This window comes from Kitasatospora sp. NPDC051984, assembly GCF_044593455.1.
Lineage (GTDB): Bacteria > Actinomycetota > Actinomycetes > Streptomycetales > Streptomycetaceae > Kitasatospora.
Genome location: NZ_JBIUCB010000034.1, coordinates 11,796 through 29,723 on the forward strand (window position 1 = coordinate 11,796; position 17,928 = coordinate 29,723).

Annotated in this window: 12 protein-coding genes; 8 read left to right on the forward strand and 4 right to left on the reverse strand. The window is 73.8% G+C overall.

Going from position 1 to position 17,928, the window contains the following annotated elements:
* The first annotated feature begins 83 nt into the window (after positions 1–83).
* From infB to truB, 5 genes are all read left to right on the forward strand, one after another.
* Positions 84–3,188 (forward strand): translation initiation factor IF-2, encoded by a 3,105-nt coding sequence (gene infB, locus ACIHEI_RS34510; protein ID WP_396609522.1) that lies wholly within the window; start codon positions 84–86, stop codon positions 3,186–3,188.
* 124 nt (positions 3,189–3,312) lie between these two features.
* Positions 3,313–3,609: a DUF503 domain-containing protein gene (locus ACIHEI_RS34515; RefSeq protein WP_073818821.1), complete on the forward strand. Its 297-nt coding sequence runs from the start codon at positions 3,313–3,315 to the stop codon at positions 3,607–3,609.
* A gap of 145 nt (positions 3,610–3,754) precedes the next feature.
* Positions 3,755–4,192, forward strand: a complete 438-nt coding sequence (rbfA, locus tag ACIHEI_RS34520) for a 30S ribosome-binding factor RbfA (RefSeq protein WP_387649698.1) — start codon at positions 3,755–3,757, stop codon at positions 4,190–4,192.
* The gene (locus tag ACIHEI_RS34525) at positions 4,189–5,319 is read left to right on the forward strand and encodes a bifunctional oligoribonuclease/PAP phosphatase NrnA (RefSeq protein ID WP_396609523.1); all 1,131 of its coding nucleotides are present in this window, start codon (positions 4,189–4,191) and stop codon (positions 5,317–5,319) included. The genes rbfA and ACIHEI_RS34525 overlap by 4 nt, the downstream gene beginning before the upstream one ends.
* A gap of 132 nt (positions 5,320–5,451) precedes the next feature.
* Positions 5,452–6,357: a tRNA pseudouridine(55) synthase TruB gene (truB, locus tag ACIHEI_RS34530; RefSeq protein ID WP_396609524.1), complete on the forward strand. Its 906-nt coding sequence runs from the start codon at positions 5,452–5,454 to the stop codon at positions 6,355–6,357.
* Positions 6,358–6,414: 57 nt separating this feature from the next.
* Here the strand turns inward: truB and ACIHEI_RS34535 are convergent, their stop codons facing one another.
* A complete protein-coding gene (locus tag ACIHEI_RS34535) occupies positions 6,415–6,924 on the reverse strand; it encodes a GNAT family N-acetyltransferase (protein ID WP_387649690.1) in 510 nt (169 codons plus the stop codon).
* Positions 6,925–7,187: 263 nt separating this feature from the next.
* Between ACIHEI_RS34535 and ACIHEI_RS34540 the strand changes: the two genes are divergently transcribed.
* Positions 7,188–10,610 (forward strand): serine protease, encoded by a 3,423-nt coding sequence (locus tag ACIHEI_RS34540; RefSeq protein ID WP_396609525.1) that lies wholly within the window; start codon positions 7,188–7,190, stop codon positions 10,608–10,610.
* 63 nt (positions 10,611–10,673) lie between these two features.
* Positions 10,674–11,618 carry a bifunctional riboflavin kinase/FAD synthetase gene (locus ACIHEI_RS34545; RefSeq protein WP_396609526.1) on the forward strand — a complete coding sequence of 315 codons (945 nt, stop codon included), beginning with the start codon at positions 10,674–10,676 and terminating at the stop codon, positions 11,616–11,618.
* A 55-nt stretch (positions 11,619–11,673) separates the two neighbouring features.
* Here the strand turns inward: ACIHEI_RS34545 and ACIHEI_RS34550 are convergent, their stop codons facing one another.
* The 3 genes from ACIHEI_RS34550 to eccE all read right to left on the reverse strand — a co-directional run bounded on the left by ACIHEI_RS34550 (position 11,674) and on the right by eccE (position 16,037).
* Positions 11,674–13,683 (reverse strand): AAA family ATPase, encoded by a 2,010-nt coding sequence (locus ACIHEI_RS34550; RefSeq protein WP_396609527.1) that lies wholly within the window; start codon positions 13,681–13,683, stop codon positions 11,674–11,676.
* Between the two features lie 210 nt (positions 13,684–13,893).
* Positions 13,894–14,652, reverse strand: a complete 759-nt coding sequence (locus ACIHEI_RS34555) for a hypothetical protein (protein WP_387649679.1) — start codon at positions 14,650–14,652, stop codon at positions 13,894–13,896.
* The gene (gene eccE, locus ACIHEI_RS34560) at positions 14,652–16,037 is read right to left on the reverse strand and encodes a type VII secretion protein EccE (protein WP_387649676.1); all 1,386 of its coding nucleotides are present in this window, start codon (positions 16,035–16,037) and stop codon (positions 14,652–14,654) included. The genes ACIHEI_RS34555 and eccE overlap by 1 nt, the downstream gene beginning before the upstream one ends.
* A gap of 253 nt (positions 16,038–16,290) precedes the next feature.
* Between eccE and ACIHEI_RS34565 the strand changes: the two genes are divergently transcribed.
* A complete protein-coding gene (locus ACIHEI_RS34565) occupies positions 16,291–17,868 on the forward strand; it encodes a type VII secretion protein EccB (RefSeq protein ID WP_396609528.1) in 1,578 nt (525 codons plus the stop codon).
* Positions 17,869–17,928 lie beyond the last annotated feature (60 nt).

Below are 17,928 nucleotides of genomic sequence, written 5' to 3' on the forward strand. Positions count from 1 at the left end.
ACTCGATGAGTACGCGATGAGTACGCCCATGAAGTAGCGACAGTCCGGCGGACGAATACCCCGGACGTATAGACAGGAGCGAAGTGGCTAAGGTCCGGGTATACGAGCTCGCCAAGGAGCTTGGTTTGGAGAGCAAGGCCGTCATGGCCAAGCTGACCGAGCTGGGTGAGTTCGTGCGTTCGGCGTCCTCGACGATCGAGGCGCCGGTCGTGCGTAAGCTGACTGACGCTTTGGGAGCGACCCCGCCGTCCGGCGGCGCGTCCTCCGCGAAGCCTGGCCCGCGGAAGCCCGCGGCGCCCCAGCCGTCCGGCGGTGCCGGTGCGGCTGCACCCAAGCCGGGTGCCCCCACCCCCGGCCCGCGTCCGACCGTGACGCCGGGCCCCCGTCCTACCCCCGCGCCCGCCGCGGGCTCGGCTGCGCCGAAGCCCGCCGGGGCGCCGACCCCGGGTCCGCGCCCGGCTGCCCGTCCGGCTTCGCCGGCCGCGCCCGCCGCGCCCGCCCCGGCGGCCGAGTTCTCCTCCCCGGCTCCGGCCGGTGAGGCTCCGGCGCGTCCGGCCGCCCCGCGGCCGGCCCCGGCCAACCCCGCGGCCCGTCCGGGCCCGCGTCCGGCCGGCCCGCGTCCGGGCAACAACCCCTTCACCTCCGGTGGCGCGTCGGGCATGGCCCGTCCGTCCGCTCCCCGTCCGGGCGGTCCGGCCGGCGAGCGCGGCCAGCGTCCGGGTGCTCCGGGTGCCGGTGCTCCGCGTCCGGGCGGTGCCCCCGCCGGCGAGCGCGGTCCCCGTCCCGGTGGCGAGCGTGGTCCCCGTCCCGGCGGTCCGGGTGCGGGTGCTCCGCGTCCGGGCGGTGCCCCGGCCGGCGAGCGTGGTCCCCGTCCCGGTGGCGCTCCGCGTCCCGGTGCTCCGGGTGCCGGCGCTCCGCGTCCCGACGGCATGCCGCGTCCGGCCGGTCCGCGCCCCGGTGCGCCGAGCCCGTCCGGCATGCCCCGTCCGAACCCCGGCATGATGCCGCAGCGTCCGGGCCCGCGTCCGGGTCCGGGTGCCGGTGCGCGTCCGGGTGGTCCCGGTGCGCGTCCGGGTGCCCCGGGTGGCGCCCGTCCGGGCTTCCAGGGCCGTCCGGCCGGTCCGGGCTCGCGTCCGGCCGGTGGCGGCTTCGGCGGTCCCCGTCCCGGCGGTGCCGGTGGCGGCGGCGGCTTCGGTGGCGGCGGTGCCCGTCCCGGTGGCTTCGGCGGTCGTCCCGGTGGCCCGGGTGCCCGTGGTGGCACGCAGGGTGCGTTCGGTCGCGGCCCCGGTGGCCGTCCGGCGCGTGGCCGGAAGTCGAAGCGCGCGAAGCGTCAGGAATACGAGGCCATGCAGGCCCCGTCCGTCGGCGGTGTGATGCTGCCGCGTGGCAACGGTTCGACCGTTCGCCTGTCGCGCGGTGCGTCGCTGACGGACTTCGCGGAGAAGATCAACGCCAACCCGGCCGCGCTCGTCTCCGTCATGTTCAACCTCGGTGAGATGGTCACCGCCACCCAGTCGGTCTCCGACGCCACGCTGCAGCTGCTGGCGGACGAGATGGGCTTCGTGCTGGAGATCGTCAGCCGGGACGACGAGGACCGTGAGCTGCTGGAGTCGTTCGACATCGACTTCGGTGTCGACGAGGGCGACGAGGAGCAGCTGGCTCCGCGTCCGCCGGTCGTGACCGTCATGGGTCACGTCGACCACGGTAAGACCCGCCTGCTGGACGCGATCCGCAAGACCAACGTGGTCGCGGGCGAGGCCGGTGGCATCACCCAGCACATCGGTGCGTACCAGGTGGTCACCGAGGTGAACGGCGAGCAGCGCCCGATCACCTTCCTCGACACCCCGGGTCACGAGGCGTTCTCCGCCATGCGTGCCCGTGGTGCCAAGTCCACCGACATCGCGATCCTGGTGGTCGCGGCCAACGACGGTGTCATGCCGCAGACGGTCGAGGCGCTCAACCACGCCAAGGCCGCCGGTGTGCCGATCGTGGTCGCGGTCAACAAGATCGACGTCGAGGGTGCCGACCCGACCAAGGTCCGCGGTCAGCTGACCGAGTTCGGTCTGGTGGCCGAGGAGTACGGCGGCGACACCATGTTCGTCGACATCTCCGCCCGCCAGGGCCTCAACATCGAGGAACTGCTGGAGGCCGTGGTCCTGACCGCGGACGCCTCGCTCGACCTGCGCGCCAACCCCGAGCAGGACGCCCAGGGCATCGCGATCGAAGCCCACCTGGACAAGGGCCGCGGCGCCATGGCGACGCTGCTCGTCCAGCGCGGCACCCTGCGGGTCGGCGACTCGATCGTCGTCGGCGACTCCTACGGCCGCGTCCGCGCGATGCTGGACGAGAACGGCAACAGCCTCTCCGAGGCCGGCCCGTCCCGTCCGGTGCTGCTGCTCGGTCTGACCTCGGTGCCCCGCGCCGGCGACAGCTTCATCGTCGTCGACGAGGACCGCACCGCCCGTCAGATCGCCGAGAAGCGCGCCGCCCGCGACCGCAACGCCTCGATGGCCCAGCGCCGCGTCCGCGTGTCGCTGGAGGGCTTCGAGGCCGCGCTGGCCGCCGGCAACATCGAGAAGCTCAACCTCATCATCAAGGGTGACGTCTCCGGTTCGGTCGAGGCCCTGGAAGACGCCCTCGTCAAGCTGGACGTGGGCGAAGAGGTCGAGCTGCGGGTCCTGCACCGCGGTGTGGGTGCCATCACCGAGTCCGACGTGGACCTGGCGATGGGCTCGGACGCCATCATCATCGGCTTCAACGTGCGCGCCGAGGGGCGTGCCCGTACCGCGGCCGAGCGCGAAGGCGTCGACATCCGGTACTACTCGGTCATCTACCAGGCGATCGAGGAGATCGAGGCCGCGCTCAAGGGCCTGCTCAAGCCCGAGTACGAGGAGGTGCGCCTCGGCTCCGCGGAGATCCGCGAGGTGTTCCGTTCCTCCAAGTTCGGCAACATCGCCGGTGTCATCGTTCGCGAGGGCATCATCCGCCGCAACACCAAGGCTCGCCTGCTGCGCGACGGCAAGGTCGTGGCGGAGAACCTCAACATCGAGGGTCTGCGCCGCTTCAAGGACGACGCGACCGAGGTCCGCGAGGGCTTCGAGGCCGGTGTCACGCTGGGCTCGTTCAACGACATCAAGATCGACGATGTCATCGAGACCTACGAGATGCGCGAGAAGCCGCGCGCGTAACGGCTGCTGACCGGGGTCGGTCGACGGGGTGCAGTTATCCCGTCGACCGGCCCCGGCCGCGCTGTTAGGGTCCTGGCTGTCGGGAATCCTTCGAGGCCCCCAGGCCGGCCAGGCCTGTCACTACATGTATGTAGGTACTCTCACCTTCGACCTGCTCCTCGGCGACGTGCACTCGCTGAAGGAGAAACGGTCGATCGTGCGGCCCATCGTGGCCGAACTGCAGCGCAAGTACAGCGTGTGCGCCGCAGAGGTCGGGAACCAGGATCTGCACCGCAGGGCCGAGATCGGCGTTGCGGTGGTGTCCGGCGACGCCGGGTACGTCAACGAGATCCTGGACAGCTGTGAGCGGCTCGTCGCCGGCCGCCCCGAGGTGATGCTGCTCTCCGCGAGGAGGCGGCACCACCACGACGACGACGAATGACCTGCGGGCGTCACCACCGTCACACCCGCATCGGAACCGGAGCGCCCACAAGGCTGGGCGCGGGCGGGTACGTTGGGGAGAGGGCCCCACCGGGTCTAGGTCATGACCCGGGTACCGCGCCTATTGCACGAGGAGGCAAGGCAACGTGACCGACACCGCAAGGGCGCGCAAGCTCGCCGACCGCATTCAGGTGGTCGTGGCGGAGACCCTGCAACGCCGGATCAAGGACCCGCGACTCGGGTACGTCACCATCACGGACGCCCGGGTGACGGGAGACCTCCGCGAGGCCACCGTCTTCTACACCGTCTACGGTGACGAGACCGAGCGGGAGTCCAGCGCGGCCGCGCTGGAGAGCGCCAAGGGCATCCTGCGCTCCGAGGTCGGCAAGCAGACCGGGGTGCGGTTCACGCCGACCCTGACCTTCGTCGCCGACGCCCTGCCGGACAACGCCCGGAACATCGACGACCTGCTGGACAAGGCCCGGCTCTCCGACGCCGCCGTCCGCAGCGCCGCCGCCGGGGCCACCTTCGCCGGCGAGGCCGACCCGTACAAGGCGGCCCGCGACGACGACGAGGACGAGTGACCACGGCCGGGAACCCGGCCGAGTCCGGCGCCGCGGGGGCGGTCTCCACCGTTGAGGTGGAGACCGCCCTCGCGGTGCTTCCGGGCCCTCGCAACGGGTCGTCGCCCGAACCCGGTGCCGGGCCGTCGGACGGGCCGTTCGCACACGAGTGGGCGCGGGCCCTCGAACTGATCGCGGACGCCGACGAGATCGACCTGATCTGCCACATCTGCCCCGACGGCGACGCGCTGGGCTCCGCGCTGGCCGCCGCACTGGCCCTGCGCGGCCTCGGCAAGCGGGTACGGGTGTCGTTCGGCGACGACCCGCAGATCATCCCCGAGTCGCTGTCCTTCCTGCCCGGGCAGGAACTGATCGTCCCGGCCGCCGCGATCCCCGACGCGCCCGCGCTGGTGCTGGCCTTCGACGCCGCCTCCGAGGACCGGCTCGGCCTGCTGCGCGACAAGGCGTTCGCCGCCGCCGACCTGGTGGTCTTCGACCACCACGCCTCCAACCCGGGCTTCGGCGACGTCCAGCTGATCGACCCGTCCGCGCCCGCCACCGCCGTGCTGGCGGACGAACTGCTGCGCCGGCTGCGCGTCCCGCTGGACCAGCCGATCGCGACCTGCCTGTACACCGGCATCGCCACCGACACCGGCTCGTTCAAGTACCGGGCCACCACGCCCGCCACCCACGAGATGGCCGGGCGGATGCTCGCCACCGGGATCCGGCACGACCTGATCTCCCGTCAACTCTGGGACACCACCTCCTTCGGCTTCCTGAAGGTGCTCGCCGGGGCGCTCGAGCGCGCCGTGTTCGAGCCCGAACAGGCCGGCGGGCACGGACTGGTGTGGACCTGGGTGCCGTACCAGGACCTGGCGCTGTTCGGCGTCACCGTGGAGGAGATCGAGGGCCTGATCGACGTACTGCGCAAGCCCGCCGAGGCGGACGTCGCGCTGGTGCTCAAGCAGGACCCGGACGGCACGCTGCGCGGCTCCTGCCGCTCCCGGGGCGCGGTCGACGTGGCCGCGGCGTGCGCCCGGCTGGACGGCGGCGGGCACGTCTTCGCGGCCGGGTTCTCCGCCCGGGCGGGGGTGCCGGAGACCGTGGAGCGGTTCCGGGTGGCGTTGGCGGAAGAGAGCGGGCGCTAGCGCCCGGCAAGATCGGCCGGACAGGCGCTAGGCTCGTCCGGTTCGGTGGACGGGCTTTCGACCGGCCGCGACGGCGGCCGCGAAGGCGGTTGCGCAGGAATGCGCGCCAGATTTTGAAACGATGATGAAGCGATGAAGCGTAAAGGGACGGGCCCCGACGGGCTGGTCATCGTCGACAAGCCGGAGGGCATCACCTCGCACGGCGTGGTCGCCAAGCTCCGCTGGCTGGCCGGCACCCGCAAGGTCGGGCACGCCGGCACCCTCGACCCGATGGCCACCGGCGTCCTGGTGATCGGCGTCGAGCGGGCCACCCGGCTGCTCGGGCACCTGATGCTCACCGCCAAGACCTACGACGCCACGATCCGGCTCGGGCAGACCACCGTCACCGACGACCGGGAGGGCGAGGTCACCGGCTCCGCCCCGGCGGACCAGGTGGCGCGGGAGGCGATCGACGCCGAGATCGCCAAGCTCACCGGCGAGATCATGCAGGTGCCGTCCAAGGTCAGCGCCATCAAGATCGACGGCAAGCGCTCGTACGCGCGGGTCCGCGAGGGCGAGGACTTCGAGCTCGCCGCCCGGCCGACCACCGTGCACTCCTTCACGGTGCACGAGGTGCGCCCCGCGGTCGCCGAGGACGGCACGCCGGTGCTCGACCTCGACGTGGCGGTCGAGTGCTCCTCCGGCACCTACATCCGCGCGCTGGCCCGCGACCTGGGCGCCGCGCTCGGCGTCGGCGGGCACCTGACCATGCTGCGCCGCACCAAGGTCGGCCCGTACTCGGTCGAATCCGCGCACACGCTGGAGCAGTTGGAGGAGAAGCTCGAGGTCCTGCCGATCGCCGACGCGGCCGCCGCCGCGTTCCCGCGCTGGGACATCGACGCCGAGCAGGCCAAGCTGCTCTCCAACGGCATGCGGCTGCCCGCGCCCGGTCTCGGTGTGGACGGCCCGATCGCGGTCTTCGACCCGGACGGCCGCTTCCTGGCGCTGGTCGAGGAGCACGCCGGCAAGGCCAAGCCGGTCGCGGTGTTCGTCGGCTGACGCCAACTGCCTTGGGCGGCCCCGGTGGAGAGCACTCCGCCGGGGCCGTTCGGCGTCTCAGCGCAGCGCCAGGTGCCAGTCGTTGCTGTGCAGGAAGCGCCCCGAGCGCTGGGGGTACTCGAAGGCGCACGGGCCGGCGTCGGTGAAGCCGAGGCGGGCGCACAGGGCGTTCGAGGGGGCGTTGTCGGTGGCGGGGAAGGCGTGCAGGGTGCCGGGGGTGGTGAGGTCCGCCGCCGTCACCTCGCGCAGCGCGGCCAGCATCAGGCGGCCGGCGGCGAGGGCGATGCCGCGGCCCTGGAACCCGGGCAGGACGTTCCAGCCGGTCTCGTAGATCTCCGCGCCCTGCCAGCCGCGCCGGTGGTAGGCGATCGAACCGGCGGGTTCGCCGTCGGCCAGGACCGCGAACATGACGCCGCCCAGGGTGGGGAGTTCGAGGTAGCGGCGGTGGCGGTGCAGCAGCTGTGCGCCGGTCTCCGGGCCGCCCACGTGCCGGCGCATCTCCGGGGTGTTGATGCGCTCCAGCAGGGCGAAATGGGAGTCGGTCCAGGGGGCGAGGCGGACATCCATGCCGGGATGGTGACAGACGCGGAGCGGCCCGGCCCACGGGTTTTCGGCGGGCGGGAACGGGCGTTTCGGCGGGCAGGAACGGGCGTTTCGTCCGGCGGGAGCGGGGCGGCCGGGGCGTTGTGCGGCGTGTCGCCGGGGGCGCGCGAGGTGAACGGGTGTGGTGAGCGGGGCGCGCGGGGTGCTGTGGGGCTGGTGGGGGGCAAGCTGACCGGCGGCCGCCGGAGCGGCCGATGTGCTGGCACGGCGGCAGGAGGACTGGCGGGATGGGCGAGGGCGCGAGCGCCGGTTTCGTGGGCGACCCGGCGCACGGGCTGCTGCGGATCCGGGACGTGCAGGGCCGGCTGTGCGGCCTCGGGTTCGTCGCCGACCGGCAGGGCACGGTGGTGACCGCGCACGAGGCGGTGGCAGGCCTGCCCCGGCTGGTGCTGCACACCCCGGGCGGGCAGTCCCGGGTGCTCGGGCCGGACAGCGTCGACCTGCTGCCGGAGCACGGACTGGCCCTGCTGCGGACCACGGCCGTCGGCGGAGTGCCCGGCCGCGCCCTGCCGATCGGGCGGGGAGACGTCGGCGGCCCCGTCGTGGTGCCGCACCAGCGCCGGGAGGACGGCGTGCCCGCGCTGGCCCGCGGCACCCTGCTCGGCCGGGAGAACGGCCGCTGCGGGGACGGCGCGCGGACCCGGACGGTACCGGGCGTGCTGCTGCTCGACCTCGCGGTGGCACCGGTGGCCGGCGCGCCCGTGCTCGACCCCGGCACCGGCGCCGTGCTGGGCGTCGTCGCGCCCCGGGTGCGCACCGCCGCCGGGGCCGGGGTGGCCGCCGTCCCGCTGTCCGTCGAGGGCCCGCCCGGCGGCGGCCCGCTCGGGCTGCTGCTGGCCCGCAACGCCTCCGGCGTGCCCGCGTTCGGCCGCGCCCTCAACCTGGCCGGCGGACTGCGCCTGACGGCCGCCCAGCTGGACGCCGCCACCGCCGGGCCCGGCCGGATCACCGAACTCGCCGCCGACCGGGTCGACCGGCCCGACGGCCTGAGCGGCGAGGAACCGCAGGACACCCTGACCGTGCTGCTCGGCGGCGCCGGAAGCGGCCGCACCACCGAACTCGCCGCGCTCGCCGTCCGCCGGGCCGGCGCTGCCGAACCCCTGCCCACGCTGTGGCTGCGCGGCGCCGACCTGGCCCCCGGCGACCGCACCCTCGGCGACACCCTGCACCGCCGACTCGCCGCGGCCGCAAGGCAGTTGGGCGTCCCCGAGGTCGGCCCGGCGGAACTCGCCGAACGGTGCGCCGGCGGCGGCCGCCCGCTGCTGGTGGTGCTGGACGGGCCCGAGGAGGCGCCGCGGGCGCTCACCGTGCCCTGGCTGGCCGCCGGTCTGGAGTGGCTGCGCACCCACCACGCCCGGGCCCTGGTCGCCTGCCGCCCCGACGCCTGGGAGCAGCTCGGCCCCTGGCGGGCCGCCGCCCGGGCACTCTGGCTGGGCCCGCTCACCGACGACGCGGCAGCCCGGGCCGGGCGGCGCTACGGCCTGCCCGAGACCTTCCTCGGCCCCGCCGACCGCGGCCACCCGCTGGCACTGCGGCTGGCCGGCGACCTGCGCGGCGCGGGCGCGCTCGGGCCGGTCGCCACCCGCACCGAACTCTTCGACGGCTGGCTCGACCTGGCCTGCCTGACCGTCGCCCGCCGGGTCGCGCTCACCCCCGGCGGGCAGCGCCGCCACCGGCGCGGCGGCCCCGTCCCGCCCGGAGAGGACGCCCGCCAGGTGCGGCGGCTGGCCGCCGTCGCCGCCGGCCGACTGCACGAGGCCGCCCGGCTGATGCTCGGCGCGGGCGACGGGGCACTGCCCGCCGAGGAGTTCGAGCGGCTGTTCCCGGCCGCGGGCGGCTGGGCGCGGGCCGTTCACGAGGAGCGCCTGCTGGTCCCGGCGGGCGCCGGGCGCCGGGCCGGCCACGAGGAGTGGGGGGAGTGGCTGCAGAGCCTGCATCTGGATCTGGACGCGGCGCTGCGGCTGCTGCTGGCGGAGGGCTCGGCGGGTGAAGTCTCCTTCAGCGCAGATGAGGTGACTGACCGGAAGATCCTGCCGCCCGCAGCGACCGTCGGCGTGACGGGCCGTCAGGGCGCCGTCGGCCGGGCCCGGGTCGGGGTGGTGGTGGGGGCGCTGCGCCGGGTGGGCGCGGCGCGCGGCGCGGGGGCACTGGACGGGTGGCTGCACCGGATCCGGCTGACGCTGGAGCGCGCCGAGCCCGGCGGCGACCCGGACTGGTGGGCGGGCCGGCTGCTGACCGACGGCATCGCCGCCAGCCCCGAGCCGGGCGCGCACCGGGAGCTGCTGGAACTGCTGGTCGAGCGGGCCGGATGGGACGAGCGCTTCGGCCCGGCGTTCTGGGCCGGCCTGCCGCTGCCCGCCGCCGACCGGGTCGCGCTGCTCGGGCGACTGGCCGCCGACCCGGACGGCGAGGCGCAGGCGGTGCGGGAGAGCGTCGCGGAGCTGCTCGCAGCCGAGCCGCACACCGTGCTGCCGCTGCTCTGCGGCTGGTACGAGCACGCCGGGCCCGGCGCCGCCGACCTCGCCGACGCGCTGCTGTTCGAGCACCGGGCGCTGGCCCTCGACGAGTTGACGGAGGCACTGGTCGCCGCCGCACACCCGCGCGCCGACGCGCTGCTCGGGCGGCTCGCCGAACGGGAGCCGTCCGCGCTGTGCCGGGCGGTCGACCGGTGGAGCCACGACCCGCGCCCCGAACGGCACGTCGCGGCCGCCGTGCACGCGCTGCGCACCGCCCCGCACGCGGGCGGCTCGGGCGCCCAGCTGCTGCGGCTGGCCGCCCGCGCACTGCTGGCCCGGGAGGAGGAACCGGCGCTGCACGGCGCGGCCCTGGCGCTGCTGGTGCGCGACCCGCAGGCCCGCGCCGAACACCTGCCGGCGGCGCTGGCCGCGTACCGGGCGGGCGACCCGTTCCTGACCGAGGAGGTGCTGGGCGAACTCGTCGAGGAGTACCCGGCCCAGGTGCTGTCCGCCGTCCGCGAGCGGCTGCGGCTGCCCGGGGCGCGGGCCGGCGACGGGCTGCGGGCGCTCGAGCGGGCGGCGGACCCGGCGGTGGTGCGCGCCGGGGTGCTGCTCGCCGCCGAACTGCTCCGCGAACAGCCCGAGCGGGCCGGGCAGATCGCCGACCACCTGGACCGGCTGCTGGACGCCGGACGGGACGCCCGCCCGCTGCTGCCGGCCCTGCTCGCCGCCGGCCCCCCGGAGCGGGCCCGCTTCGCGCCGGTGCTGGCCGCCCCCGGGAAGGGCCGTGCGGGCCTGCTGGACGCCCTGCTGGCCGCCGAGCGGCACCCTGCCGTCCTGGGCGCCGTCCTGGAGGCGCTGGCGGCCCGGCACGCCGCCCACCCGCCGTCGCGGGTGCGCGAGTTGCTGCACCGGATCGCCGACCGCTGGCCCGGGGCGGACGCCGTCCTGGTGCACTGCGCGGGCCGCTGGGCCGGTTTCGCCCGGCTGCTGGCCGACTGGCCCGCGGACGCCGCGCCACCGCCCGCGGGGCCCCGGCTGACCAGGATGCGGACTCTCACCGCCGCCGGCCGGGACCCGCAGCACGCCGCCGCGGAGGCGGAACGGCAGGTGGACCGCCCCGGCGGCCGTCTGACCGGTCACACCGGGGGCCTTCCGGTACCTGGGCAGGGTCGGTCGCATGGCACGCTATAGGGGTTCGGTTTCGGTCTTTCGAGTGCACCGGGTGTGCACACCGTAGGAACAAGGAGCGGTCAGGTGCAGCGCTGGCACGGCCTGGAGGAGATCCCCGGGGACTGGGGGCGCAGCGTCGTCACCATCGGATCGTTCGACGGGGTCCACCGCGGACACCAGTTGATCATCAAGCGAGTGGTCGAGCTGGCCGGGGAGCTGGGGGCGAGGTCGGTCGTCGTCACCTTCGACCCGCACCCCAGCGAAGTGGTCCGCCCGGGCAGCCACCCGCCGCTGCTCGCCCCGCAGCCCCGGCAGGCCGAGCTGATCGAGCAACTCGGCGTGGACGCCGTCCTGGTGCTGCCGTTCACCGCCGAGTTCTCCAAGGAGTCGCCGGAGTACTTCGTGCGCTCGGTGCTGGTCGACGCGCTGCGCGCGAAGGCCGTGGTCGAGGGCCCCAACTTCCGCTTCGGCCACCGCGCGGCGGGCAACGTGGAACTGCTCGCCGAGCTCGGCCGGGCCGACGACTTCGCGGTCGAGGTGCTCGACCTGCAGGTGCGCGGCGCCGCCGGCGACGGCGAACCGTTCTCGTCCAGCCTGTGCCGCCGCCTGGTCGCGGCCGGCGACATGGCGGGCGTCGCCGAGGTCCTCGGCCGCCCGCACCGGGTCGAGGGCGTGGTCGTCCGGGGCGCCCAGCGCGGCCGCGAACTCGGCTACCCCACCGCTAACGTGGACACCGTCCCCTACTCGGCGATCCCCACCGACGGCGTGTACGCGGGCTGGCTCACCGCCGACGGCGAGTGCATGCCCGCCGCCATCTCGGTCGGCACCAACCCGACCTTCGACGGCACCACCCGCACCGTCGAGGCGTACGCCATCGACCGGGTCGGCCTCGACCTGTACGGCAAGCACGTCGCCGTCGACTTCCTCGCCTGGCTGCGCGGCATGGAGAAGTTCGACTCCATCGACGCCCTGCTCGAGCGGATGGCCGAGGACGTCAAGCGCGCCCGGGAACTCACCGAGCGCCCCTGACCGGCCGCCACACGAAAGCCCCCCGCGATTCGCGGGGGGCTTTTTTGACGTGCGCTCAGCCGTGCTGCGGCGGGTACCCGTAGCCGGGCGGCGGGCCCTCCTGCGGCGGGTAGCCGTAACCGGGCACCGGCGGGCCCTGCGGCGGGTAACCGCCGGGCTGCTGCTGCGGGTACGGCTGCTGCGGCGGCTGCTGCTGCCACGGCTGCCCGGGCGCCGGGTAGCCGCCCTGCTGCGGCGCCTGCTGGTACTGCTGCGGGTACGGCTGCTGCTGCGGCGGGACGCCCTGCTGCTGGCCCTGCCAGCCGCCCTGCTGCTGTTGCTGCTGCTGCCAGCCGCCCTGCTGCTGCGCCCGGGCGATGTCCTCGCCGACCAGCGCGGCCAGCTCGAAGTAGGCGTCCCGGACCTTGGGCCGCATCATCGCCAGGTTGACTTCGGCGCCGGCCGCGAGGCTCTCGTCGAACGGCACCACCACGACACCGCGGCAGCGGGTCTGGAAGTGCGCCACGATGTCCTCGATCTTGATCATCTTGCTGGTCTCGCGCACCCCGGAGACCACCGTGATCGACCGCTGCACCAGGTCCGCGTAGCCGTGCGCGGACAGCCAGTCCAGCGTGGTGGAGGCGCTGGACGCACCGTCCACGCTGGGCGTGGCCACCACGATCAGCTGGTCCGCCAGGTCCAGCACACCGCGCATCGCCGAGTACAGCAGACCGGTGCCCGAGTCGGTCAGGATGATCGGGTAGTGCTGCCCGAGCACCTGGATGACCTGGCGGTAGTCCGAGTCGTCGAAGGTGGTGGAGACCGCCGGGTCCACGTCGTTGGCGACGATCTCCAGGCCCGAGTTCGGGTCCTGCGAGGTGAACTGACGGATGTCCATGTAGCTGCGCACGTGCGGGATCGCCGTCACCAGGTCACGGATGGTCGCCCCGGTCTGCCGCTTGATGCGGCGGCCCAGGGTGCCCGCGTCCGGGTTCGCGTCGATCGCGATGACCTTGTCCTGCCGCTCACTGGCCAGCGTCGCGCCCAGCGAGGTGGTGGTCGTGGTCTTGCCGACACCGCCCTTGAGGCTGATCACCGCGATCCGGTAGCAGGTCATCACCGGGTGCCGGATCAGCTCCAGCTTCTGCTGCTTGCCGGCCTGCGCCGACTTGCCGCCGAACTGGAACCGCGACTGCTTCTGCACCTTCGGCTGACCGCGCAGCAGCCGGTCCGAGGAGAGCTCCACCGCCGCCGTGTACCCCAGCGCCGCACCGTGCGCCGCCTGCTGCGGACCGGGCTGCTGGAACTGCGCCGGCGCCTGCGGGGCGTTCGGACCCGAGTGCTGCTGGTACGCCGGGCCCGGCCCGGCCTGCTGCTGCTGTCCGGCCTGCGGCCAGCCGCCCGCCCGCGGATCCACCGGCGGCTGCCCGGCCCACTGCTGCTGACCCTGCTGCGGGTACGGCGGCTGCTGCTGGACGGGCTGCTGCTGGGCCTGCTGCGGGTAGGGCTGCTGCTGCGGCGGCTGGTTGGGCCACTGCTGCGGCGGCGGCTGCTGCTGCACCGGCGGCTGCCCGGCCCACTGCTGCTGACCCTGCTGCGGGTACGGCGGCTGCTGCTGGACGGGCTGCTGCGCGGCCTCCTGCACCGGCGCCGCGGCGGCCGCGAGCTCCACCGGCGGCGCGACGGGCACACCCTGCCCGTCGGTGGCCGGCCCGGAGTGCTGCTCGGGGCCCGGCGCGGGCGGCTGCTGGTGCTGGACCGGCGGCTGCTGAACGGCCACCGGCTCGGCCGGCGGCACCTGCGCCTGCACGGGCTGCGGCTGGACGGGCTGCGGCTGCTCGGGCGCTACCGGAGGCTGCGGCGCGGGCTGCTGCTGGACCTCCGGCTGCACCGGCTGCTGGACCGGCTGCTGATGGACCGGCGGTTGTTGCTGCACCGGCTGCTGCTGGACAGGCGGCTGGGCCGGGCCGGGAGCGGCGCTCTGGGTGTACCAGGACGGAGCGGTGTAGTCCGGGGTATCGGGCCACTCATCGTCGTCCTCGGCCGCGTTGTCGCCGACATAGACGCCGTCCCGATCGCTGCTCACTGGGGCTCCCTCGTTCTCGCCGACATCGCTTCGGCGGTTGCCTTCGGGCAACAAGACTAGGCCGTGCGGACCGGTCCGCTGAAGGCGGAGGCCGACCTGACGGCAGATCGGAGCGGGTCGGCCGACCGGTCCGTCCCTCGGGAAACACCACCCCCGTCAGGCGCACCGGCCGGCCGGCCCGTGCGACACGGCCCTCCCGGCCGCACCGCTTCAGTCCATGCGGCGCGGGCCGCCCAGCACCTGGGTCTCGGCCTCGCCCGGATTGGTCATCACGTACTGACGGCGCATCCGGGTCGCCCACAGGGTGATGTGGTCGGGCATCGTCGGCAAGGTGTTCACATCGCCCGGCGACAGCGACAACAGACGACCCACCAGCTCCGATTCCTGCGGCGAGATCCGCTGCAGACCGACCAGGTCGGCGGCGTTCAGCACCCGGCTCGCGTTCGGGCCCAGGTACGGCAGCACCGTCAGCGTGGTCTGCCACGGCGACGCCGACAGCCGGCTGCGCGAGGGCCGCGCACCCAGGTCACGGACCACCAGGACGGGTGACGCCACCGACGCGCCCTGCGCGCCCAGGCGACCCACCTGGTGGATCGTCACGCACGGCTGACCGCCACCCGCGGCCTGCGCCATCGGCGCCCACGCCTGCGGACGGCCGGTCTCCACCGCGACGCGGGCACCGGTGGCGGCGGCGCGCAGCGCGATCAGCTGCGCCGTCCACATGCCACCGACCAGCACCACGTCGTACTGCGTCGGCCGGAACAGGCCGATCACGGCGGGCCGTTGCTGCTGGTCCAGGCCGATCACCACGCCGTCGTCGCCGACCGGGAAGGCCAGCGCCGACAGGTCCTCGAGGGTCAGCACGTGCTTCTCCCGGCGGGGGCCGCGCAGGCCGTAGCCGGGACGGACCCGCACCCGGCTCTGCTCGGCGGGCTGCGGGGCCTGGCCGCCGTACGTCTGATAGGCCATCAGGAAGTTCCCCCCAGGGGCAGCGTGGCGAGCAGGCCCGGGCCGTGCTCCTGGTCGAGACGGGTCAGCGCGGTGCCGGCGTGCTGGGCGCGGGACTCCACCAGGCGGCCCACCTGGGCGACCTCGCTCTCGCTGCGCCCGGTCAGCCGGACGTGCCCGCTGAGTGCCACCGAGCCGCCCATCGCGCGGGTCGCGGTGATCGAGAAGGTGGAGGCGAACGCCGGGGTGCTGGTCAGCTGGTTGACCAGGTCGGGGGCGGCGACCCGGCCGCCGCCGGCGCCCGGACGGGACAGCTCCGGCCACTTGGAGATCCAGTAGGTGGCGTGCCAGCGGTCGTCGATCCGGCAGAACTTGGCGGACTCCTGGGCCCGGCGCACGCCGACCCCGCCGCCGCCGGAGCCCTGACGGCCCGCCACCGCGACCGGGTTGGCGCACACCGAGATGGCCAGCGCCGCGATCAGCTCGCGCTCGTCCAGGACGGTCGCGGTGAAGCCGGCGCTGTTCAGCCGCCCGGCGAGCTGGTCGGTGACCCGCTGGAGCGCCTTGCGGGCGCCCTCCTCGCCGCCGCCGCGGGCCAGCACGGCGGTGGAGGCGTGCTCCGGGTCGAGCTTGATGGCGATCCACGTCAACCGCAGTGCAGGAGTGTTCACTCCTCCGGGCGCCTGCTGGTAGGCGCGCGCGGCCAGCGAGTGCTCCGGCAGATGCGGCGCGGGCGCCGGCTGGGTGTGCTGGATCAGCTGCACCGACTCCAGCGGAATGTCGTCGACCTGCAGGACCGAACAGATCAGGTCCAGCGGCAGCGAGGACTCGGGGGTCCGGCCCGGACGCAGCGGCTGGTCCTTCGACTGCACCAGCAGCACCGAGGTGAAGAACGTGCCGTCGCCGATCATGCCGGTCTCGCGGCGCAGCGGCCGCCCGTCACCGAGGTCGGTCTCGATCGCGTGGGTGCAGGTGCGCAGCGCCGGGTCCAGCTCCATCATCGGCGCCAGCGCCGGGTCGGTGCCGGGCGGCGGAACGTTGTACTTCGCTTCCTTGCGCCGGGAGTTGAACGCCGAGCGGACCCCCACCGCCTCGCCCATGGTGCGGCCGCCGAGGCGCAGCAGCGCCACCACGACGAGAATCACCGCGGGCACCGCGAGAACCGCGGCCATCAGCTTGTTGATCGACCAGCCGACCGCCACCAGCGCGACGGCGACCTCGAGTTGGACGATTTGCTTGAGCTCCAGGCGGCGGGCGAGCAGCCCGGGCCTGGGCAGCAGCCGCAGGCCGACCGGGCCGGTGGGCGCCGCGGCCGGAGCGGTACGCGCCCGCCGGCCGCCCTGGGCGTCCGGCCTCCGGCCGTTCGTGCTGGAGCGTCGTCGTGCTGGAGCGGACTGGCTTGGCATCCCCCGAATTGCCCTCTCTGCTTCAGATGTGCCGTCAGATCCCCGTGCGGCTGCGGCCCTCAGGGCCGGGTCGCGGGCCGGGTCGACAGCCCGGATGGCGGACCGTCGGAGCCTACCCGTTACCGTACTCACCGTCTGCTGTCGCATCGTAGAGGGTTGACCGTTCCGGACGCCCGCCGGGTGGCAGACTCACGCACAGCACAAGCGCGTTGACACCCGCAGGTCGGGTCACACAGGGGAGACGGGGACGAGCATGGCATCACGCCGGGACGAGCTGAACGCCTATACCTTCGCCCGCAAGCGGATGGTCGGGGCCTTCCTGCAGCCGGGGGGCGGCGGCAACGACGAGGACGCACCGCGTCCGATCCGCGCGGTGCTGCCGAGCTTCGTGATCGGGGCCGTGATCGTCGCCGGCTTCGGCATGTGGGGCGTCATCAAGCCCAGCGCGCCGCCGAACTGGGACAACGGCAAGTACATCCTGCAGGGCAAGACCTCCACCACCCGGTACGTGATCCTGACCGACCAGAAGTCCGGCCAGCCGATGCTGCACCAGGTGCTGAACATGTCCTCGGCCCGCCTGGTGCTGGCCGAGAACGCCACCGTGCAGACGGTCGCCGACGAGGTGCTGGACAAGTACCCGCGGCGCGGTCCCGCCATCGGAATCCCGTACGCGCCGGACAAGTTGCCCAAGGTCGATGACGCGGGCATTTCGAAGCTGTGGTCGGTGTGCGACAAGCAGGGCAAGGAGAACCTGTCGTCCCAGGTGGCCCAGTCGATGTTCATCGCGGCCGGGGCGGACGCCAAGACCCTTCAGGGGGAGCGGAAGCTCAAGGACAACCAGTCACTGTTCGTCCAGGGACCGGACGAGCAGGGTGCTCCAGGGTCGAGGTTCCTGGTCGACAGCAACGGCTTGAAGCACGCGATCGGCCGGGAGGACACCAGCAAAACCGACAAGGACGCCATGGAGACGGCACTGTTCGGCCCGGGCATGAAGCCCCAGCGCGTGACCAAGGAATGGCTGGCAACCCTGGACTACGGCGAGCCGGTGAAGTTCTTCCGCTTCACCAACGTCGTTGCCAAGCAGTCCCAGCCTTCCACCGTGGCCCTCTCGCAGGACTCGGAGAAGAAGGTCGGCCGGGTGCTGAAGTTCGAGGGCAACTACTACGCGGTCGGCCCGAACAACCTGTTCCAGATCAGCGAGTTCCAGGCGGACCTGATGCGCCTCGACCCGAACACGCAGGCTGCGGCGTACGGCGACGCGACGCCGACCATCGCGGAGCTCGGTGCCGGAGACTACAGCAAGCTTCAGGCGACGATCTCCCGGGCCATGCTCGACGACGCCAAGAACCTCCCCACTCGCAAGTCCCCGGCGGTCAACGTCGGCGCCAACGATCCCCGCACGGTGGTCTGCTCGACCTTCGACGGCTACGACGGCGACAAGATCAAGCGCTCGGTGTGGGCCAGCACCGCCTACCCGGCGGACGTCAGCTCGGACGCGGCCAGCGCGCACGTGACGCCCGGTCACGGTCTGCTGTACCGCTCGCTGGACGGCAACAGCAAGCCCACCGCCGACGGCGGCACCGGCACCGGCTACCTGATCACCGACTCCGGCCTGCGTTACACACTGCCCGTCAACAACGACGGTGGCAACGGCGCGGCCACCCCCAGCGCGAACCCGCAGGGCGGCGAGAAGAAGAGCACCAACGAGGCGCAGGCGCGGCTGGGCTTCAAGTCCGTCAACCCACAGTTCGTGCCGGAATTCTGGTCGAAGCTGGTGCCGGCCGGTCCGGTGCTCAACACCAACACTGCACTTCAGCCGCAGAACGCCTGACGAACCGTCAATGCCGGTGCGGGAGTTCAGTGTCATGGTCTGGTAACTACCTGCCACCCG

Excerpts from the sequence above, each read along its gene's own strand:
- ACIHEI_RS34515 (WP_073818821.1), top strand. The coding sequence starts at position 3,313 with ATGTATGTAGGTACTCTCACCTTCGACCTGCTCCTCGGCGACGTGCAC.
- truB (WP_396609524.1), top strand. The coding sequence starts at position 5,452 with ATGAAGCGTAAAGGGACGGGCCCCGACGGGCTGGTCATCGTCGACAAG.
- ACIHEI_RS34535 (WP_387649690.1), bottom strand. The coding sequence starts at position 6,924 with ATGGATGTCCGCCTCGCCCCCTGGACCGACTCCCATTTCGCCCTGCTG.
- ACIHEI_RS34540 (WP_396609525.1), top strand. The coding sequence starts at position 7,188 with ATGGGCGAGGGCGCGAGCGCCGGTTTCGTGGGCGACCCGGCGCACGGG.
- ACIHEI_RS34555 (WP_387649679.1), bottom strand. The coding sequence starts at position 14,652 with ATGGCCTATCAGACGTACGGCGGCCAGGCCCCGCAGCCCGCCGAGCAG.
- eccE (WP_387649676.1), bottom strand. The coding sequence starts at position 16,037 with ATGCCAAGCCAGTCCGCTCCAGCACGACGACGCTCCAGCACGAACGGC.
- ACIHEI_RS34565 (WP_396609528.1), top strand. The coding sequence starts at position 16,291 with ATGGCATCACGCCGGGACGAGCTGAACGCCTATACCTTCGCCCGCAAG.